18 protein-coding genes are annotated in these 15,906 nt (G+C 54.2%); 6 read left to right on the top strand and 12 right to left on the bottom strand.

Annotated elements, in window-relative coordinates:
- Positions 1-45 precede the first annotated feature (45 nt).
- Positions 46-708 (top strand): HAD family hydrolase, encoded by a 663-nt coding sequence (locus ACR6JA_RS14185; RefSeq protein ID WP_494493812.1) that lies wholly within the window; start codon positions 46-48, stop codon positions 706-708.
- A gap of 40 nt (positions 709-748) precedes the next feature.
- On the opposite strand, the gene phnE (ACR6JA_RS14180) is transcribed toward ACR6JA_RS14185, so the two are convergent.
- From phnE (ACR6JA_RS14180) to yqhD, 6 genes are all read right to left on the bottom strand, one after another.
- Positions 749-1,630, bottom strand: coding sequence for a phosphonate ABC transporter, permease protein PhnE (gene phnE, locus ACR6JA_RS14180; protein WP_008460938.1), 882 nt, complete (start codon positions 1,628-1,630; stop codon positions 749-751).
- Positions 1,627-2,496, bottom strand: coding sequence for a phosphonate ABC transporter, permease protein PhnE (phnE, locus tag ACR6JA_RS14175; protein WP_494493730.1), 870 nt, complete (start codon positions 2,494-2,496; stop codon positions 1,627-1,629). The genes phnE (ACR6JA_RS14180) and phnE (ACR6JA_RS14175) overlap by 4 nt, the downstream gene beginning before the upstream one ends.
- Before the next feature lie 102 nt (positions 2,497-2,598).
- Positions 2,599-3,540, bottom strand: coding sequence for a phosphonate ABC transporter substrate-binding protein (phnD, locus tag ACR6JA_RS14170; RefSeq protein ID WP_008460942.1), 942 nt, complete (start codon positions 3,538-3,540; stop codon positions 2,599-2,601).
- A gap of 35 nt (positions 3,541-3,575) precedes the next feature.
- Positions 3,576-4,418, bottom strand: coding sequence for a phosphonate ABC transporter ATP-binding protein (gene phnC, locus ACR6JA_RS14165; RefSeq protein ID WP_039287781.1), 843 nt, complete (start codon positions 4,416-4,418; stop codon positions 3,576-3,578).
- A gap of 225 nt (positions 4,419-4,643) precedes the next feature.
- Entirely contained in the window at positions 4,644-5,471 is an 828-nt protein-coding gene (gene dkgA / locus ACR6JA_RS14160) for a 2,5-didehydrogluconate reductase DkgA (protein ID WP_213715382.1), read from the bottom strand.
- 103 nt (positions 5,472-5,574) lie between these two features.
- Positions 5,575-6,738, bottom strand: coding sequence for an alcohol dehydrogenase (yqhD, locus tag ACR6JA_RS14155; RefSeq protein ID WP_085542017.1), 1,164 nt, complete (start codon positions 6,736-6,738; stop codon positions 5,575-5,577).
- Between the two features lie 187 nt (positions 6,739-6,925).
- On the opposite strand from yqhD, the gene ACR6JA_RS14150 reads away from it, so the two are divergent.
- Positions 6,926-7,813: an AraC family transcriptional regulator gene (locus ACR6JA_RS14150; protein WP_008460951.1), complete on the top strand. Its 888-nt coding sequence runs from the start codon at positions 6,926-6,928 to the stop codon at positions 7,811-7,813.
- A gap of 60 nt (positions 7,814-7,873) precedes the next feature.
- Here ACR6JA_RS14150 and yghB read toward each other — a convergent pair whose 3' ends face one another.
- A complete protein-coding gene (gene yghB, locus ACR6JA_RS14145) occupies positions 7,874-8,533 on the bottom strand; it encodes a DedA family general envelope maintenance protein YghB (protein WP_008460953.1) in 660 nt (219 codons plus the stop codon).
- A gap of 176 nt (positions 8,534-8,709) precedes the next feature.
- Positions 8,710-9,897 (bottom strand): cystathionine beta-lyase, encoded by a 1,188-nt coding sequence (gene metC / locus ACR6JA_RS14140; RefSeq protein ID WP_213715380.1) that lies wholly within the window; start codon positions 9,895-9,897, stop codon positions 8,710-8,712.
- A gap of 256 nt (positions 9,898-10,153) precedes the next feature.
- On the opposite strand from metC, the gene exbB reads away from it, so the two are divergent.
- Entirely contained in the window at positions 10,154-10,888 is a 735-nt protein-coding gene (gene exbB / locus ACR6JA_RS14135) for a tol-pal system-associated acyl-CoA thioesterase (protein WP_494493729.1), read from the top strand.
- A 6-nt stretch (positions 10,889-10,894) separates the two neighbouring features.
- Positions 10,895-11,320, top strand: a complete 426-nt coding sequence (exbD, locus tag ACR6JA_RS14130; protein WP_008460960.1) for a TonB system transport protein ExbD — start codon at positions 10,895-10,897, stop codon at positions 11,318-11,320.
- Positions 11,321-11,922: 602 nt separating this feature from the next.
- On the opposite strand, the gene ACR6JA_RS14125 is transcribed toward exbD, so the two are convergent.
- Positions 11,923-12,306 carry a cytoplasmic protein gene (locus ACR6JA_RS14125; protein ID WP_166878072.1) on the bottom strand — a complete coding sequence of 128 codons (384 nt, stop codon included), beginning with the start codon at positions 12,304-12,306 and terminating at the stop codon, positions 11,923-11,925.
- Between the two features lie 4 nt (positions 12,307-12,310).
- Positions 12,311-12,712, bottom strand: coding sequence for a hypothetical protein (locus ACR6JA_RS14120; RefSeq protein ID WP_494493728.1), 402 nt, complete (start codon positions 12,710-12,712; stop codon positions 12,311-12,313).
- 93 nt (positions 12,713-12,805) lie between these two features.
- On the opposite strand from ACR6JA_RS14120, the gene ACR6JA_RS14115 reads away from it, so the two are divergent.
- Positions 12,806-13,309, top strand: coding sequence for an ESA_00282 family adhesion-associated protein (locus ACR6JA_RS14115; RefSeq protein WP_008457007.1), 504 nt, complete (start codon positions 12,806-12,808; stop codon positions 13,307-13,309).
- An 86-nt stretch (positions 13,310-13,395) separates the two neighbouring features.
- On the top strand, positions 13,396-13,893 hold the full coding sequence (locus ACR6JA_RS14110; protein WP_008457009.1) for a TIGR00645 family protein: 498 nt from the start codon (positions 13,396-13,398) through the stop codon (positions 13,891-13,893).
- A 33-nt stretch (positions 13,894-13,926) separates the two neighbouring features.
- On the opposite strand, the gene mgrA is transcribed toward ACR6JA_RS14110, so the two are convergent.
- Positions 13,927-14,967: an L-glyceraldehyde 3-phosphate reductase gene (gene mgrA / locus ACR6JA_RS14105; protein ID WP_494493727.1), complete on the bottom strand. Its 1,041-nt coding sequence runs from the start codon at positions 14,965-14,967 to the stop codon at positions 13,927-13,929.
- Between the two features lie 79 nt (positions 14,968-15,046).
- The gene (locus ACR6JA_RS14100; protein WP_008457013.1) at positions 15,047-15,898 is read right to left on the bottom strand and encodes a MurR/RpiR family transcriptional regulator; all 852 of its coding nucleotides are present in this window, start codon (positions 15,896-15,898) and stop codon (positions 15,047-15,049) included.
- Positions 15,899-15,906: the final 8 nt, after the last annotated feature.

Genomic DNA, 15,906 nt, shown 5'->3' with positions numbered 1-15,906 from the left:
GTGCTAAGCTGCCCGGCGGCCTCTTTGCTGAAATGAGAAATGAACATGTCTAACCCGCTGTACGTTTTTGACCTCGACCACACCCTGATTGACGCCGATTGCAGCACTCTCTGGAGCCGCTTCCTTTCTCGCGAAGGGCTGATAAAAGACCCTGATTATCTGGCCAAAGAGCATAAGCTGATGCTCGACTACCAGCGTGGCGAAATGAACATTCACGAATACGTTGGCGTCACGCTGGCCCCTCTGGCCGGCATGACAGTTGCCGATGTCGATACGCTGGTGGCTCGCTGCGTAGAAAATGATGTACTGCCGCTGGTTTACCCGGAGGCGAAGCGCCTGATTGAGCAATTACACGCTCAGGGCCAGCAGATGATGATCATCTCTGCGTCGGTCAGCATACTGGTGAAGGCCATTGCGCCGCGGCTGGGCATTGAACACGCCATCGGTATCGACCTGGTGACCGGCAATAACGCCTACACTAGCGTGATAAGCGGCGTGCCGAGCTATCAGGCAGGTAAAATTACCCGTCTGAAGGAGTGGCTGACGGTGAATCCCGAATACAGCGGAGAACTGACGTTTTATACCGACTCTATTAACGACCTACCGCTCTGCCTTGAGGCCGATAAAGTGCTGATGGTAAATCCTTGCCAGAAGCTTGCGGCGCAGGGCGCTCGCTACGGCTGGCAAACGCTGAGCTGGTCTTTATAGCGAAACCGGGGCATGGCGAAAACCGTGCCCCGTTTAGGCGTTATTGCGGAGAATACAGCGGCACCGGCTTCCCGGTGATATAGCGGCGGCGCAGCCAGGCAGAAATAGCATCCATCGCCATTACCACGCAGACCAGAATCAGGGTGATAAACATCACCACGTCCCAGTTCCACAGCCGCATGTTCTCGGCATAAACCAGGCCGACACCGCCCGCGCCGACAAAACCCAGCACCGCCGCTGAACGGGTGTTGGACTCAATCTGATACAGGCTGAGGGAGAGAAACGCCGGGAACGACTGGGTGAAGATCCCGAAGCGGTGCTTCTGAATGCCCGCCGCGCCCACGGCAGTTAATCCCCGGCTCGGAGAGCGTTCTACCGCTTCGTGCCCTTCGGCATACAGCCTGCCCAGTAAGCCGGTATCCTGCATGATAATGGCCAGTACGCCAGCCAGCGGGCCAAGCCCCACGGCGCGCACAAATATTAGCCCCCAGATTGCCATATCCACGCCGCGCAGCAGGTCGAACAGGCGGCGCACCAGCAGCGCAATGACCCTTGCCACCGGGCCCTGCATGATATTGCGGGCGGCAAAGAACGACAGCAACAGCGCCAGCACAGTGGCGGTTAGCGTCCCGGCAAAGACAATGGCGAGCGTAATAGCGATTTGCGAGAAGTAATAGGCGAACGGCCAGTTCACAAAGTCATGCCAGACAAACATGCGCAGGAAATAGCGCCCGAGCTGAGCGATGCCGGTCAGGATTTGCCCGGAGTCGATGCCGAAAGTGAAGAAAAACCAGACGTAGTAGCCTAAAATGGCGGCGGCCAGCAGGCCGATGTGACGCAGATAACGTCCCTGCATCCGGTAAAGTTCGCGGTGCTGCTCGCGGCTTTTAGCGATATCCGGTGTTGCCTGTGAAATGCTCATTTTTTCCCCTCCAGAACCCAGCGGCGCAGCCTGCCGGACAGGACATCGAGGATGGAAACTACCACGATAATCAGCAGCAGCGTGATGCTGACCTGGTCGTAGCGGTCGAGTTTAATGTTGGTCATCAGCTCCTGGCCGATCCCGCCCGCGCCAACGAGGCCGAGAATGGTGGAGGAACGGAAGTTAATTTCAAAGCGCATAAAGCTGTAGGACAGGAAGATCGGTTTCACCTGTGGCCACAGAGCGAAGCGCACGCGCTGAAGTGGCGTGGCACCGCAGGCCACCAGGCCGCGCACAGGTTTGTCGGACGCGCTTTCGATGGCTTCATAAAACAGCTTGGTCAGGCTGCCAATGGTGTGCAGGGCCAGCGCCAGAAACCCCGGAATAGCGCCGATACCAAAGGCCATCACGAACATGACCGCCCACGCCAGCTCCGGCATGGTTCTCAGGAAGGCAACTGAAGCACGAACCCCGAAGCGCACGGCGGGCGGCGTCCAGGTATTACCGGCGGCCAAAAATGCCAGCACAGCGGCAATGCAGGTCGAAATCAGCGTCGACGCCAGCGCCAGCTGCAGCGTTTCCCAAATCAGCGGCAGCTGAATCGGCAGGCGGTATCCCCAGTAGGCCAGCGAGCCTTTGGTGTGGACGTCGGCCAGCAGAACCGGGAGGTGCAGTGTCGGCAGGGTTTCGAACATGTAGTCGAGGAAGTTTGGCAGCGATTGCCAGATGGTGGTCAGGCTGAACTCAGCGATATGACCGGCGGTAAGATACAGACCTACCAGCAGCAGGGACCAAATCAGAGTGTCGTGCTTCTGGCGCATTCTGACCTGATGATAGTAACGCTCAAATTCCGTATTCAACATCATCACTTATTATCCGGTTTGTTTCCGGTGACGGGTTGCCCCGCCCTGATAAAAAAGCACCCAGGCAGGCCGCCGGGGTGCGATTTTTTATGCGGTAGGCGTCAATTAGCGAGCGCTAACCAGCTCACGCTTCATGTCGATGATCTGCTGGAAATCAGCCACTGACGCCGGGCCGATGTGCTGGGTGCCGCCCATCGCCTTCACAAAGCAGCCGTGATCTTCTTTATCCAGTTTTTTCACCGCATCCACCACTTTGGCCTTGAAGTCAGCTGGCAGCTTGTTGCTGACCAGGATCGGGCCGTTCGGGATCAGTGGCGAAGTCCAGATGATGCGGATCTGCTTCATCAGGTCAGGGTGATCCATACGAATCAGGCGGTTAAACGCCCCGGCGGTGTAGCCGTCGTTATAGTCGCCAACCATGGAAGCCCAGGTCACCGCGCCAGCAAACTGGCCGTTCAGCACGCCCAGGATGTCCTGCTCGTGGCCGCCGGAGAAGGTGACGCTGGAGAAGAAGTTGTTGTATTTGTTGTCCGCGGTGCCGCCGAGTTTCTGTTTGAACTCGTGGTTCGGGATCAGATAGCCAGAGGTGGAGTCCGGATCCGCGAAGCCGAAGGATTTGCCTTTCAGATCTTCGATGGTTTTGTACGGACTGTCGGCTTTCACGATCACTACGGAATGGTAGCCGCGGGACTGGTCTTTATCGTCAACCGCGATGCCGACGATATCCACCGCTTTCGGATCGTTCATGTACACCGAAGCGTAGGAAGAAGGGGACATGCTCAGCACCAGGTCGACTTTACCGCCGATCAGGCCCTGAATAACGCCAGAGTAGTCAGAAGAGTTACGCAGTTTAGTGTCGACATTCAGTTCTTTATCCATGAACTGCTTCACACACTGGTTATCACCAATTTGCTGGGTCGCATTCTGCCCGCCGAGGATCCCGAGGTTCAGTTCGCGCGGCTGGTCAGCAGCCATAGCGTGGCCTGCAATCACAAGGCCAGTAATCACTGCGGATAAACGTAATGCGCCAGTCAGTTGCTTTTTCATTATCATTGCCTGTGTTGTATCAATTGGAGAGAGAATTAATGCACTTGATTGATTTCATCGCCGTACAAGAGATGCAGCACGTCGTCCGTTAACATCGACGGATGACCGTCAAACACGATATTTCCTTTTGCAACCCCGATAACGCGGGTGCAGTACTCTTTCACCAGCTCGATGGAATGCAGGTTCACCATCACGCTGATGCCTTGCTCACACACTTCACGCAGCACTTTCATGATGCGTTGGGTATTTTTCGGGTCGAGTGAAGCCACCGGCTCATCGGCCAGCAGAATGCTTGGGTTTTGCATCAGCGCGCGGCAAATGGCGACGCGCTGCATCTGGCCGCCGGAAAGGTTCTCGGCGCGCTGCAGGGCGTGGGGCAGCATGTTCATCCATTCCAGAAGCGAAATAGCGCGGGCGCGGTCTGCTTCAGGGAAAACCTTAAACAGGGATTTCAGCGTGGAGGTCTGGCTCAGGCGACCCAGAAGGACGTTAGTCAGCACGTCCAGTCTTGGCACCAGGCAGAAGTCCTGGAAGATCATGCCGCATTCGGTGCGCCACTGGTTCAGGGCGCGACCGCTGAGTTTAGACACATCGTGCGGCATCCCGACTTCCGGAAAGCTGAGGATCTCGCCCGACGTGGCAGAATGCGTACCGTTAAGAATATGCAGCAGCGTAGATTTCCCCGCGCCTGAACGGCCAATCACGCCCACCAGTTCACCGGCATGCAGGTCGAAGTTAATGTCGTGCAGCACGGTCTGGTGTGCGTTATAGGCCTTACTCAGGCTTTTAACGCTCAGGACTTTACGCCCCGGCGCGGGCGCAAACTGCGGCAGCGACTCCAGGTCAGAGTTGGTAACTACGGCAAGGGATCTGTTCATAACCATTCCAAATGAGTTAGCGAAGCTGGCCCTATTTATCGTGGTGTTGTGTGACTTTTTGATTACGGCTAAAAGAACAAATAATGAACGCCATGAAAATTCACGTGACGATCAAACGGATGTGTTACACGTAGAAAGCGCTGGGGCAGGGGATGTGCAGGAAATAAAAAACCACCCTGCGGGTTAAGGCGAAGGTGGTTTTGGGGACGGAAAGAGAAGCTGGATTTAGCCGACAAACACGTCCGGGTCTGGCCCAAGGCGTTTGCCGCTGTCGAGCTTCGCGATTTCTGCCAGCTCTTCTTTGTCCAGCCGGAAGTCGAACACGTCAAAGTTTTCAGCAATACGGGCAGGCGTGACCGATTTAGGGATAACCACCAGCCCGCTATCGAGGTGCCAGCGAATCACCACCTGAGCCGGGGTTTTGCCGTATTTGTCCGCTAAATCACGAATGATTTTCTGATCAAACACGCCTTCACCGCCCTGGGCCAGCGGGCTCCAGGACTCGGTCTGGATTTTGTGGGTCGCGTTCCAGGCGTGGAGCTGGCGCTGTTGCAGCAGAGGGTGCAGCTCAATCTGGTTGATCACCGGGCTAACGTCGGTTTCGTCGATCAGCCGCTGGAGATGATTAAGATTGAAGTTACACACCCCAATACTCTTCGCCAGCCCCTCTTTTTGCAACTCAATCAGCCCTTTCCAGGCTTCGAGATAATGATCTTTACTCGGCACCGGCCAGTGCAGCAGGTAGAGATCGACATAATCAAGCTGCAGTTTTTCAAGGCTGTCTTCCAGCGCCTGGCGGGGCCGCTGCTGGTCGCTGTTCCAGAGTTTGGTGGTAATAAACAGATCGTCACGCGCAATGCCTGCGCTTTTCAGCGCGGCACCTACGCCGTCCTCGTTTTTGTAGGCGGCGGCGGTATCAATGGAGCGGTATCCCACTTCCAGGGCTTTCTCAATGGCCGTCCTGACCTGGTCGTTGCTGGCCTGCCAGACACCGAGCCCAAGCTGCGGCATTACGTTGCCATCCTGGAGCTTGATTAAGGTTGGATGAGTCATGCGTACCTCCTTAATAGTGCGAAAAACACCGGGCAAGCCCGGTGTAAGTTTTGTATTAAGTCTAGTCGAAACTCAGGCGATCAAATCGCTAACCTGGATTCTCTTAGCGCGCGGCTTCGTAAATGCGGCGGCTAACGTCCAGCGTAATGTCCTGATGTTCGCCCAGCTTAGTCATGCCTTTTTCTTCCAGTTTCACCAGCAGAGCAGGGATGGAGCTGCCGTCCAGGCCGTAGGCGGACAGGCGAGTTGCGGTGCCCATTTTCTCGAAGAAATTGCGGGTCGCTTCGATAGCCGCATCAATACGCTCTTCTTCGCTGCCGGAGGTGATGTTCCAGACGCGTTCTGCGTATTGCAGCAGTTTGGCGTGCTTCTCGTTACGCTTTTCATTCATCAGCGAAGGCAGAACCACCGCCAGCGTTTGAGCGTGATCCAGGCCGTGCATCGCGGTCAGTTCGTGGCCCAGCATGTGGGTCGCCCAGTCCTGCGGCACGCCAGCCCCGATTAGGCCGTTCAGCGCCATTGTTGCAGCCCACATCACGTTCGCACGCACGTCATAGTTTTCAGGATCTTTCAGCGCTTTCGGGCCGTCTTCGATCAGCGTCAGCAGAATGCCTTCCGCAAAACGATCCTGCACTTTGGCGTTGACCGGGTAGGTCAGGTACTGCTCGATGGTGTGAACAAAGGCATCCACCACGCCGTTAGCCACCTGTTTAGGCGGCAGGGTGTAGGTGTAAACCGGATCCAGAACCGCAAAGACAGGCTGCACGAAGTCAGACATGAACGCCTGTTTGTCGCCGGTAGAGCGGCGAGAAACTACTGCGCCTTTGTTAGATTCGGAGCCGGTGGCCGGCAGCGTCAGCACGGAACCCATTGGGATTGCGCTTTTCACGTCGTTACCGCGGGTCAGCAGAATGTTCCACGGATCGATATCCTGCGGATAGTGCGCCGCAGCGGCGATAAATTTAGTGCCGTCGAGCACGGATCCACCGCCTACTGCCAGCAGGAAAGTCACGTTTTCTTTACGCGCAATCTCTACGGCTTTCATCAGCGTTTCGTAAGACGGGTTAGGTTCGATGCCGCCAAACTCCAGCACGTCGAGGCCTTTCAGCGCGTCTTTAACCTGGTCCAGTACGCCAGTTTTAATCACACTGCCGCCGCCGTAGGTAATCAGTACGCGAGCGTCGGCTGGGATCTGGTCACGCAATTCTGCCAGGGAGCCTTTACCAAACAGGATGCGGGTTGGGGTATGAAGATTGAAGTTATTCATGATGGGTTTCCCGTTCGTTAGATGAGTCACATTGCTAAATCTGATGGCGCTTATTGTGGTCCGCCACTCTGTCTCTCTCAATGCATATTCCTGCCTTTTTCTTGCCTGTTTCTCCAAACGACTGGAGAAATTGCAGAATCCATCGCACACTGTAAGCCGGATAAAAAGCGCCGTGGAGACGTAAGAAATGAACCGCCAGGCTATCTGCCAGCAGCTGACGGATAAAATCAATCAGCTGATTTTAAAAGAAAAGAGTGATGTATTTTTTGATGGCGTACGGCTGATGTACGGCACCAAACCGATGGCGCGTACCCCGGTCATGTACGAGCCGGGCATTGTTTTTCTCTTTTCGGGTCATAAAACAGGTTATCTTAATGACCGCGTATTCCGCTATGACGCCAATGAATACCTGCTGCTGACGGTGCCTTTACCCTTCGAGTGCGAAACTTTTGCGACGGCAGACGTACCGCTCGCCGGGATGCGTGTGAAAGTGGATATCCAGCAACTGCAGGATTTGCTGATGGACATCGGAGAAGACGATCTCTTCCGTCCGCAGTCCTGTACCGACGGGATAAATTCTGCCGAACTGTCGGAAGAAATTCTTTGCGCTGCAGAGCGGTTGCTGGATGTATTAGAGAGGCCTCTCGATGCCCGAGTCCTGGGCAAGCAGATTATCCGCGAGATCCTTTATCACGTTTTGACGGGCCCAAGCGGCGGGGCGCTACTGGCGCTGGTAAGTCGCCAGACGCATTTTAGCCTGATCAGCCGCGTGCTGCGCCGGATTGAAAATCAGTACACCGAAAACTTGTCGGTGGACCAGCTGGCAGCCGAGGCCAACATGAGCGTTTCTGCGTTTCATCACAACTTCAAGTCGGTGACCAGCACGTCGCCGCTGCAATACCTGAAAACTTACCGTCTGCATAAGGCAAGAATGTTAATGCTGCATGACGGTATGAAGGCAAGCGCGGCGGCTATCCGCGTGGGCTACGAGAGCGCGTCTCAGTTTAGCCGGGAGTTTAAACGCTATTTTGGCGTGACGCCGGGGGAAGATATGGCGCGGATGCGGGTTATTTAATGAGGCAAAAGCGAAGAGCGAATAAGTCAGGCTTATCCGCTCTTTCTTTATCAAGCGCGGTTACGCGGCGCTAACCTTTTTTTTCAGCACCACAAACACCGTGCCGACCAGCCCCACAATCAGCAGAGCAACCGGCAAAATCATCAGGAAGGTCATCACCTGATCTTCATGGCGCTTAACAAAGGGGATCATGCTGAGCGCGTAGCCCAGACTAATCACAACGCCGACCCACAGCAGGCCGCTTAGCCAGTTAAAGAACTGAAAACGGCGGTTGCTGAGGCCGGAAATCCCCGCCATGGTAGGCAGCAGAGTACGAACAAAGGCCAGGAAGCGGCCCGCGAGCAGCGCCAGTAAACCGTGGCGGTCAAACATTTGCGTGGCGCGCTGGTGGTACTGGGTTGGCAGCTGTTTCAGCCAGCCTTTAACCGTGCGGGTATTGCCGAGCCAGCGCCCTTGTAAATAACTAAGCCAACAGCCCAAACTGGCTGCGATGGTTAAAATCACCAGCGTCGGTACAAAGCCCATCACGCCTTTGGCGATCAGCGCTCCCGCGAGCAGCAACAGGCTATCGCCCGGCAAAAATGAAGCAGGAAGTAGCCCATTTTCCAGGAACAGCGTCGCAAACATAACGCAATAGACAATGCCAATCACATGGGGGTCGGCCAGCGCGGCAAAATCGTGATGCCAAAGCGCCTCGACAATATTTTGTATAACAGCCATAGGTATTCCTGTGGAACCGCTTATTGAGTTCGCCCCGAGTATTACACCCGCAACTTAGGCTCACCTTAATTTCTACACATTGTACTGCTAAAATCTTCTCGACACCTTGATCCCAGGCTCAACAAAATCCCGATAATGGCAAAAAACTGTTCCACGATTACCGATAAACGGAATTTTTAGGCAATACGCTGAAAACCCGCTTCCAGATCTGCAATCAGATCGTCCACGTTTTCCAGGCCAATATGAAGGCGAACCAGGGTGCCGCTAAAGTCGACGCCGCCTGCCGGGCGGATCTCCGCCAGCTCATCAGGCTGATTAGCGAGAATAAGCGATTCATAGCCGCCCCAGGAATAGGCCATGCTGAAATACTCGAAATGATTGAGGTACTGTTCATACTCTTCATCACTCAGCCGCTTTTTCAGCACAAATGAGAACAGACCACTGCTGCCTGTAAAGTCACGTTTCCAGTATTCATGCCCTTTGCTGCCGGGCAGCGCTGGATGATTCACGCGCTCAACCTGCGGATGCTGTGCCAGCCATTCGGCGACTTTTAAGCTGCTTTCTTGATGCTGACGCAGGCGAACACCCAGGGTCCGAATACCGCGGCTGGTCATATACGCGGTGTCTGCATCCAGCATTTGCCCCATCAGATAGGCATTCTCGCGCAGCTGATCCCAACATCGGGCATTGGATACTGCGGTGCCAACCATCGCATCCGAATGGCCAATTAAATATTTGGTTCCCGCCTGAATGGAGATATCGATGCCGAACTCCAGCGCTTTAAACAGCACGCCAGCCGCCCAGGTATTGTCGATCATGATGATAGCATCAGGGGCAACGCGCCTTACCGCCGCGACAATCGCCGGAATATCGTGGACTTCCATCGTAATGGAGCCGGGAGATTCCAGAAAAACGACTTTGGTATTTGGCTGAATCAGGTTGGCAATATCGGCACCAATCTCCGGCGCGAACCAGCCGGTGCTAACCCCAAGCTTTGAGAGAATTTTGGTACAGAAATCCTGCGTTGGCTCATAGGCCGTTTCGGTCACCAGAACGTGGTCGCCCTGTTCAACAAAGGCCAGAATCGTATTCGCCACCGCGGCGGCGCCGCAGGGAAAGAGGGCACAGCCCGCGCCGCCTTCAAGTTCACACATCGCTTCCTGCAACGAGAAATGGGTCAGCGTGCCGCGGCGGCCATAGAACAGCTCGCCCTTAGCGCGGTTAGCGGTGGCCTGCTTTTTGGCCTCAACGCTTTCAAAGACGAGGGAGGAGGCGCGCTGAATCACGCTGTTAACCGAACCCTGAGTAAACTTCTTGCTGCGCCCGGCGTTGACCAGCGCCGTTTCGATGTGTTTTTCCGCCATTTCCGCTTCCCCGTCTAACCATCTGGATGTCTGGACGTAAATTAACACAGAATGGGCAAAGGGCATCATGGCGTTTTCTCAGGTTGGCGAAAAAAGTCATCATTTCGCCAGGTGGTCGCTTTTCCTGCGTAAGCGCAAGGAATGCTTCAACAATTTCCGGCAGTCTGCAAATACTAATGAGAACGACTATCAATTCGATAGTTTTTTGATATATTAGTCTCAGTTTTGACATTTATTTCTCGCTGGAGCGTAAGACGTGACGAGTAATCTGATGCAGACGGATCTGTCCGTTTGGGGCATGTATCAACATGCTGACATCGTAGTGAAGATCGTGATGATTGGCCTGATTCTGGCCTCTGTTGTCACCTGGGCCATCTTTTTCAGTAAGAGCGTGGAGCTGATCACCCAGAAACGTCGCCTCAAGCGAGAGCAGCAGCAGCTGGCTAACGTGCGCTCCCTGAACGAAGCGAGCAGCGCGGCAGAAGCCTTTGACAGTAAAAGCCTGAGCACGCTGTTAATCAACGAAGCCCTGAACGAACTGGAACTTTCAGCCGGTGTGGAAGATAACGAAGGCATTAAAGATCGTACCGGCTTCCGCCTTGAGCGCCGTGTGGCCGCCGTTGGGCGCCACATGGGGCGCGGTAACGGTTTCCTGGCCACCATCGGTGCGATTTCACCGTTCGTCGGCCTGTTCGGTACCGTTTGGGGCATCATGAACAGCTTCATCGGTATCGCTCAATCCCAGACCACTAACCTGGCGGTCGTTGCCCCGGGCATCGCAGAAGCGCTGCTGGCGACGGCAATCGGCCTGGTAGCCGCCATCCCGGCGGTGGTTATCTATAACATCTTCGCGCGTATGATAGGCAGCTACAAAGCCAGCCTCAGCGACGTTGCCGCGCAGGTTCTGCTGCTGCAAAGCCGCGATCTGGACCTGGATGGTACCGCTCAGCCGCGTCCGGTGCGTAATACCCAGCAACTGCGAGTAGGTTAATGCCCCATGGCAATGCGTCTGAACGAAAACCTCGATGACAATGGTGAAATGCATGAAATCAACGTTACGCCGTTTATCGACGTTATGTTGGTGCTGCTGATCATCTTCATGGTGGCGGCGCCGCTGGCAACGGTGGACGTGAAGGTTAACCTTCCGGCCTCCAGCAGTGAACCACAGCCACGCCCTGAGAAGCCGGTTTACCTGTCGGTAAAAGCCGATCATTCGATGTTTATCGGTAATGACCCGGTAACCAAAGAGTCGATGGTCAATGCGCTGATTGCCGCAACCGAAGGGAAAAAAGACACCACCATTTTCTTCCGCGCGGACAAAACGGTGGACTACGAAACGCTGATGGACGTGATGGATACGCTGCACCAGGCAGGGTATTTGAAGATTGGCCTGGTCGGCCAGGAAGTCACGAAAGCGAAGTAATCGCCACTTGTTCTTCAGCCCTCTTCTTATCTGGAGAGGGCGAAAATCTTCTTGCTCTATAAATCTCCTCTCCACCGCACAGTTTCTTAACTACAAATATGCTCTATGAAGGCGCGGCTAAGATTCCGTTCACTTCCGGCCCTTTTTATATGTAGCCGTGGTACCGGTGAACATCTTAGAGGAATCACCGTCACTCCCCTAAGAACCCGGACCCCTGGCGAAATACATCGACCGCTGAAGCGGCATACCTCCGTTTTATCTCCCAGTCCTGGGTCGGCTGAGATGCGTTTCGGACGTGCTCAAGCTCCGGTCGTTCCCGACGGCCGGACCCTGGCCAGTCGGAGAGAAAATGGAGGCGATTTAAGCCGGAATCGTGCTTCGCTTTATGTTCAGCGCTGACTGTAACAGCCGCGTCGCTTCTGGTTTTTTACCCCCATCCTACCCCTCTCCCAGAAGGGTAGGGGATAAACCATGTTCCCCGCACCGGTATACTATCTCGCCCTCTTTGGGGAGAGAGCCGGGATGAGGGGAAACAGATCGACGGATGAACGGAATATTTAACCAGTACAGCAAAGAGCATTTGCACGGCTTTAGGGATTAGATCACAGCGTAGAACTCTTCCACGTCTTCTCTGCAAGACCACGGGTCATCGACAGCGTCTGGGCTTCCTGCTCTTTCAGGCGCTGATAATGCCCTTCCAGCCGCTTAAGAATCTGCTCTTTAAGCTTTGGATGATGGCTGAGGATCTCCTCCAGCACCGCCCCATACACCTCTTCTTTGGCACGCCACGGGAAGATTTCACGGCGATTCATCCACTTCAGATCGATAAGCGCCGAAGTAATATCCGTAACTTCCTGCGTATTACGGGTGATATTTTCATTCTTAAGGCGAACCAGAATCGCTATATTTTTACTTAACGTAAATTCATGGTCTTTATTTTCATCAGCGCTAATTAACAAGGGCTGTTTTTTTATAGGTTCTGCCATGGCACTACTCGTCAATTGAATAGCATAATGGCCAGGGTTTTTCTTGGGTCATTTGATTAACCCAAATTTCCTGTTCCTTGCTACCCACCCAGGCGGTTTTGTCTTCGATAAGCATCTGCAAATCGGCGGCACTAATAAGTTCTTTTTCAACCAGTTCGCCAATCAGGGCATGTAACGCCTCTATCCTAACCGCACACAGCAGCCGCTCTTTAATATGACGGTCGGTTTCTTCAAGCAGGCGGTTCTTGGCCTGTCCGGCATAATGACTGCCGCTCAGGATGTTTTTTTCCAGCGTTAAAATCTTGTCCTGAACGACTTCCGACGTGGTACTATTTTCAGCTTCTGCAGGGAGCGTTGACGGTGCAACAACGGGATAGCGCCGTGGTATGAAGTGTTCAGGTAGCATCGAATGTGATCCTTTGAAATCGGTTCAATATTCAGGTTCAGAGATTCGCGATATGATGCCTCAATTCAAAAATAAAAAAAACAGGAGTTTCTTATGCACAGCATATTTTATTCTATTGTCACTATTTTGATTTTGTTATGTGCTGTATTGGTTATGCTCAAGGAGTTTAGCGCTTCAAATAATAAGAAAAATCGTGCGGCGGGTGAAATACAACCCATCACCACCAGCGAAGAGCGGGAAGATTATTTTGGCATGCTGATGTCTAAAATTACGCCCAGCTATTATTGGCGTATTAACAGCGAGTATATTGATTTTACTCACGCCACAATTAAAAAAATGCGTATCGATGAACTGACTTCCCAGCCGGTTTTATTTAGCGCCCAGCGCCGCTGCAGTGATTTAAATTCGGCGGTGTATAAATATTATGACAATATTAAAAAACGCTGTGCCGAAGGTGAGCAGGTGCCATTGTCAGACATTGAAGTGCTGAACCTGCGCCAGTGTTTTAACGAGTTTAGCCGCGACGCTTATCCTGCACTGGTCGCGTTGGTATGGCCGCAGTATCAGCGCCCGGAGATCGACCTGAACAGCGTATGAGCCCTGTAATCCTGCGTCTGGGGCTCACGCTTAAACGCCGGAATTCGCTATAATGACGCCCTTTTGCTATTTCCAGACAGGACATTATGGAACGTTTTATTGAGAATGCGATGTACGCCTCGCGCTGGCTTCTGGCCCCGGTTTACTTCGGGTTATCTCTGGCCCTGCTTGCGCTGACGGTGAAGTTTTTCCAGGAGATCATTCACGTTCTCCCGAATATCTTCTCGATTGCGGAGGCTGACTTAATTTTGACCCTGCTCTCGCTGGTGGATATGGCGCTGGTCGGCGGCCTGCTGGTGATGGTGATGTTTTCCGGCTATGAGAACTTTGTCTCGACGCTGGATATTTACGAAGGCAAAGAGAAACTAAGCTGGCTGGGGAAAATGGACTCAGGCTCGCTGAAGAATAAAGTCGCGGCATCCATCGTGGCCATCTCTTCTATCCATCTGCTGCGTATTTTTATGGACGCTAAAAACGTGCCGGACAACAAGCTGATGTGGTACGTGATCATCCACCTGACGTTTGTGCTGTCGGCGTTTGTGATGGGCTATCTCGACAAGCTTTCCCGCAGCGGGAAATATTAAAAACTAAGCCCCTGTTTACAGGGGCTTTGGCTTTTATTTGTCGGAGGATGCCTGCCACAGATTTAGCTCGCCATCGGCGACGTGGCGGTCAATTCGCTCCAGCTCTTCTGAGGTAAAGTGCAGATTATCCAGCGCCTTAACGTTCTCTTTTAGCTGTTCTGCCCGGCTGGCACCGATCAGCACTGAGGTGACGCGCTCATCTTTCAGCAGCCAGCTCAGCGCCATCTGTGCCATTGTCTGGCCACGCTCCAGCGCCATCTCGTTGAGTAAGCGCAGGCTGCTGAGATTCGCCTCGGTCAGCATCTTTTCATTCAGCCCGCGAATTTTATTGCCTTCCACCTGCATCCTTGAGCCTTCCGGGATGCCGTTCAGGTATTTGCCGGTCAGCAGGCCCTGGGCGAGCGGGGTAAAGGCAATGCAGCCGCTGCCGTTGTGCTGCAGCGTGTCCAGCAGGCCACTTTTATCGACCCAGCGGTTTAACAGGTTGTAGGAGGGCTGGTGAATAAGCAGCGGGATTTTCCATTCTCGCAGCAGATCGGCCATTTTCTGTGTTCTTTCGGCGGAGTAAGAGGAGATCCCGACGTAAAGCGCTTTGCCGCTTTGCACCGCATGTGCCAGGGCGCTGGCCGTTTCTTCCATCGGCGTTCTCTCATCCACTCGATGGGAATAGAAGATATCGACGTACTCCAGCCCCATGCGCTTCAGGCTCTGATCCAAACTTGCCAGCAGGTACTTACGTGAGCCGCCGGAACCATAAGGGCCTGGCCACATGTCATACCCAGCTTTGGTGGCAATAATCAGTTCGTCGCGGTAGCTGCCAAAATCCTGCTTCAGCAGGCGGCCAAAGTTTTCTTCCGCCGAGCCCGGAGGCGGCCCGTAGTTATTCGCCAGATCGAAATGCGTAATGCCAAGATCGAACGCGGTGCGAAGCAGATCGCGCTGGGACTCCAGCGGACTCACGCCGCCAAAACTGTGCCACAAGCCGAGAGAAAGCGCGGGCAGCTGCAGGCCGCTCTGGCCGCAGAAGCGATACTGCATAGATTGATAACGCGACGGGCTGGCTTCGTAGGGCATGGTGTCTCCTTAGGGTAAGAGTTATTTTTGAAACGTTGTTTCCATCTTAACCCTGCGGAGACATTCGGCAATCCAAAAATCAAGCCTCCGGCGAAAGCGCGCTGTGGGGCGTGCCTTGATAATACGCGAGCGCCACCATCAGCGACTGCACCAGGCAAAGCGTGGCGGACTGCGAGCGGAAGGCGTCTACCTGCGCCTCTTTCACCACAAAACAGAGATCGCTAAACGTGGCGAATGGGCTAATTTGGCTGTCCGTGATCACTATCTGCCGAGCCCCCGCCTGGGCGGCAATTTCACTCACCATCAGCGTCTCTTCGGCATACGGAGAGAAGCTTATCGACACCACAATATCTTTTGCTTTCACCCGGTTGACCTGCTCGCGCAGCATCCCGCCAAGCCCGTCCAGCAGTACGGCGCGGCAATCCAGATGGCTCAGGGCATAGGTCAGATAAGCCGCCACGCTAAAGGAGCGACGCAGGCCCACAACGTAGATCGTGTCTGCTTCGGCCAGCAGTTCCACGGCACGTTGCAGCATTTCCGGTTCGGTACGGGCGGCCAGCTGCTGCAGGGCCTGAGCATTTGAGCGGGCAAACTCCTGCAAAATATCCAGCGGCGTTTCAGGCACGGCTTCGCTGCCCAGCTCACGGAACAGCCTGGCTCGATCGGTATAGCTGGCTGTCTCTTCCACCAGATTCATGCGAAACAGCTGTTTCATCTCGTTGAACCCGCTGAAATCAAAGGCATTGGCAAAGCGGATAAGCGTAGAGGGCGGTACTTCCGCCCGCTCGGCAATGGCGGCCACGGTATCAAATGCCACGCTGTTGGTGTTATCCAGCACGTAGCGGGAAACCTGCTGCAGCCTTTTACTCAGGCTGTCATAGCGGTCGCGGATCTGCTGCTGGAGTTCGCTCAGGGTTGTCGCCGTGGTCAATTTGCCAT

The sequence above is a fragment of the Cedecea sp. B1(4) genome (assembly GCF_059414925.1).
This window is presented reverse-complemented; position numbering and strand designations above follow the sequence as displayed.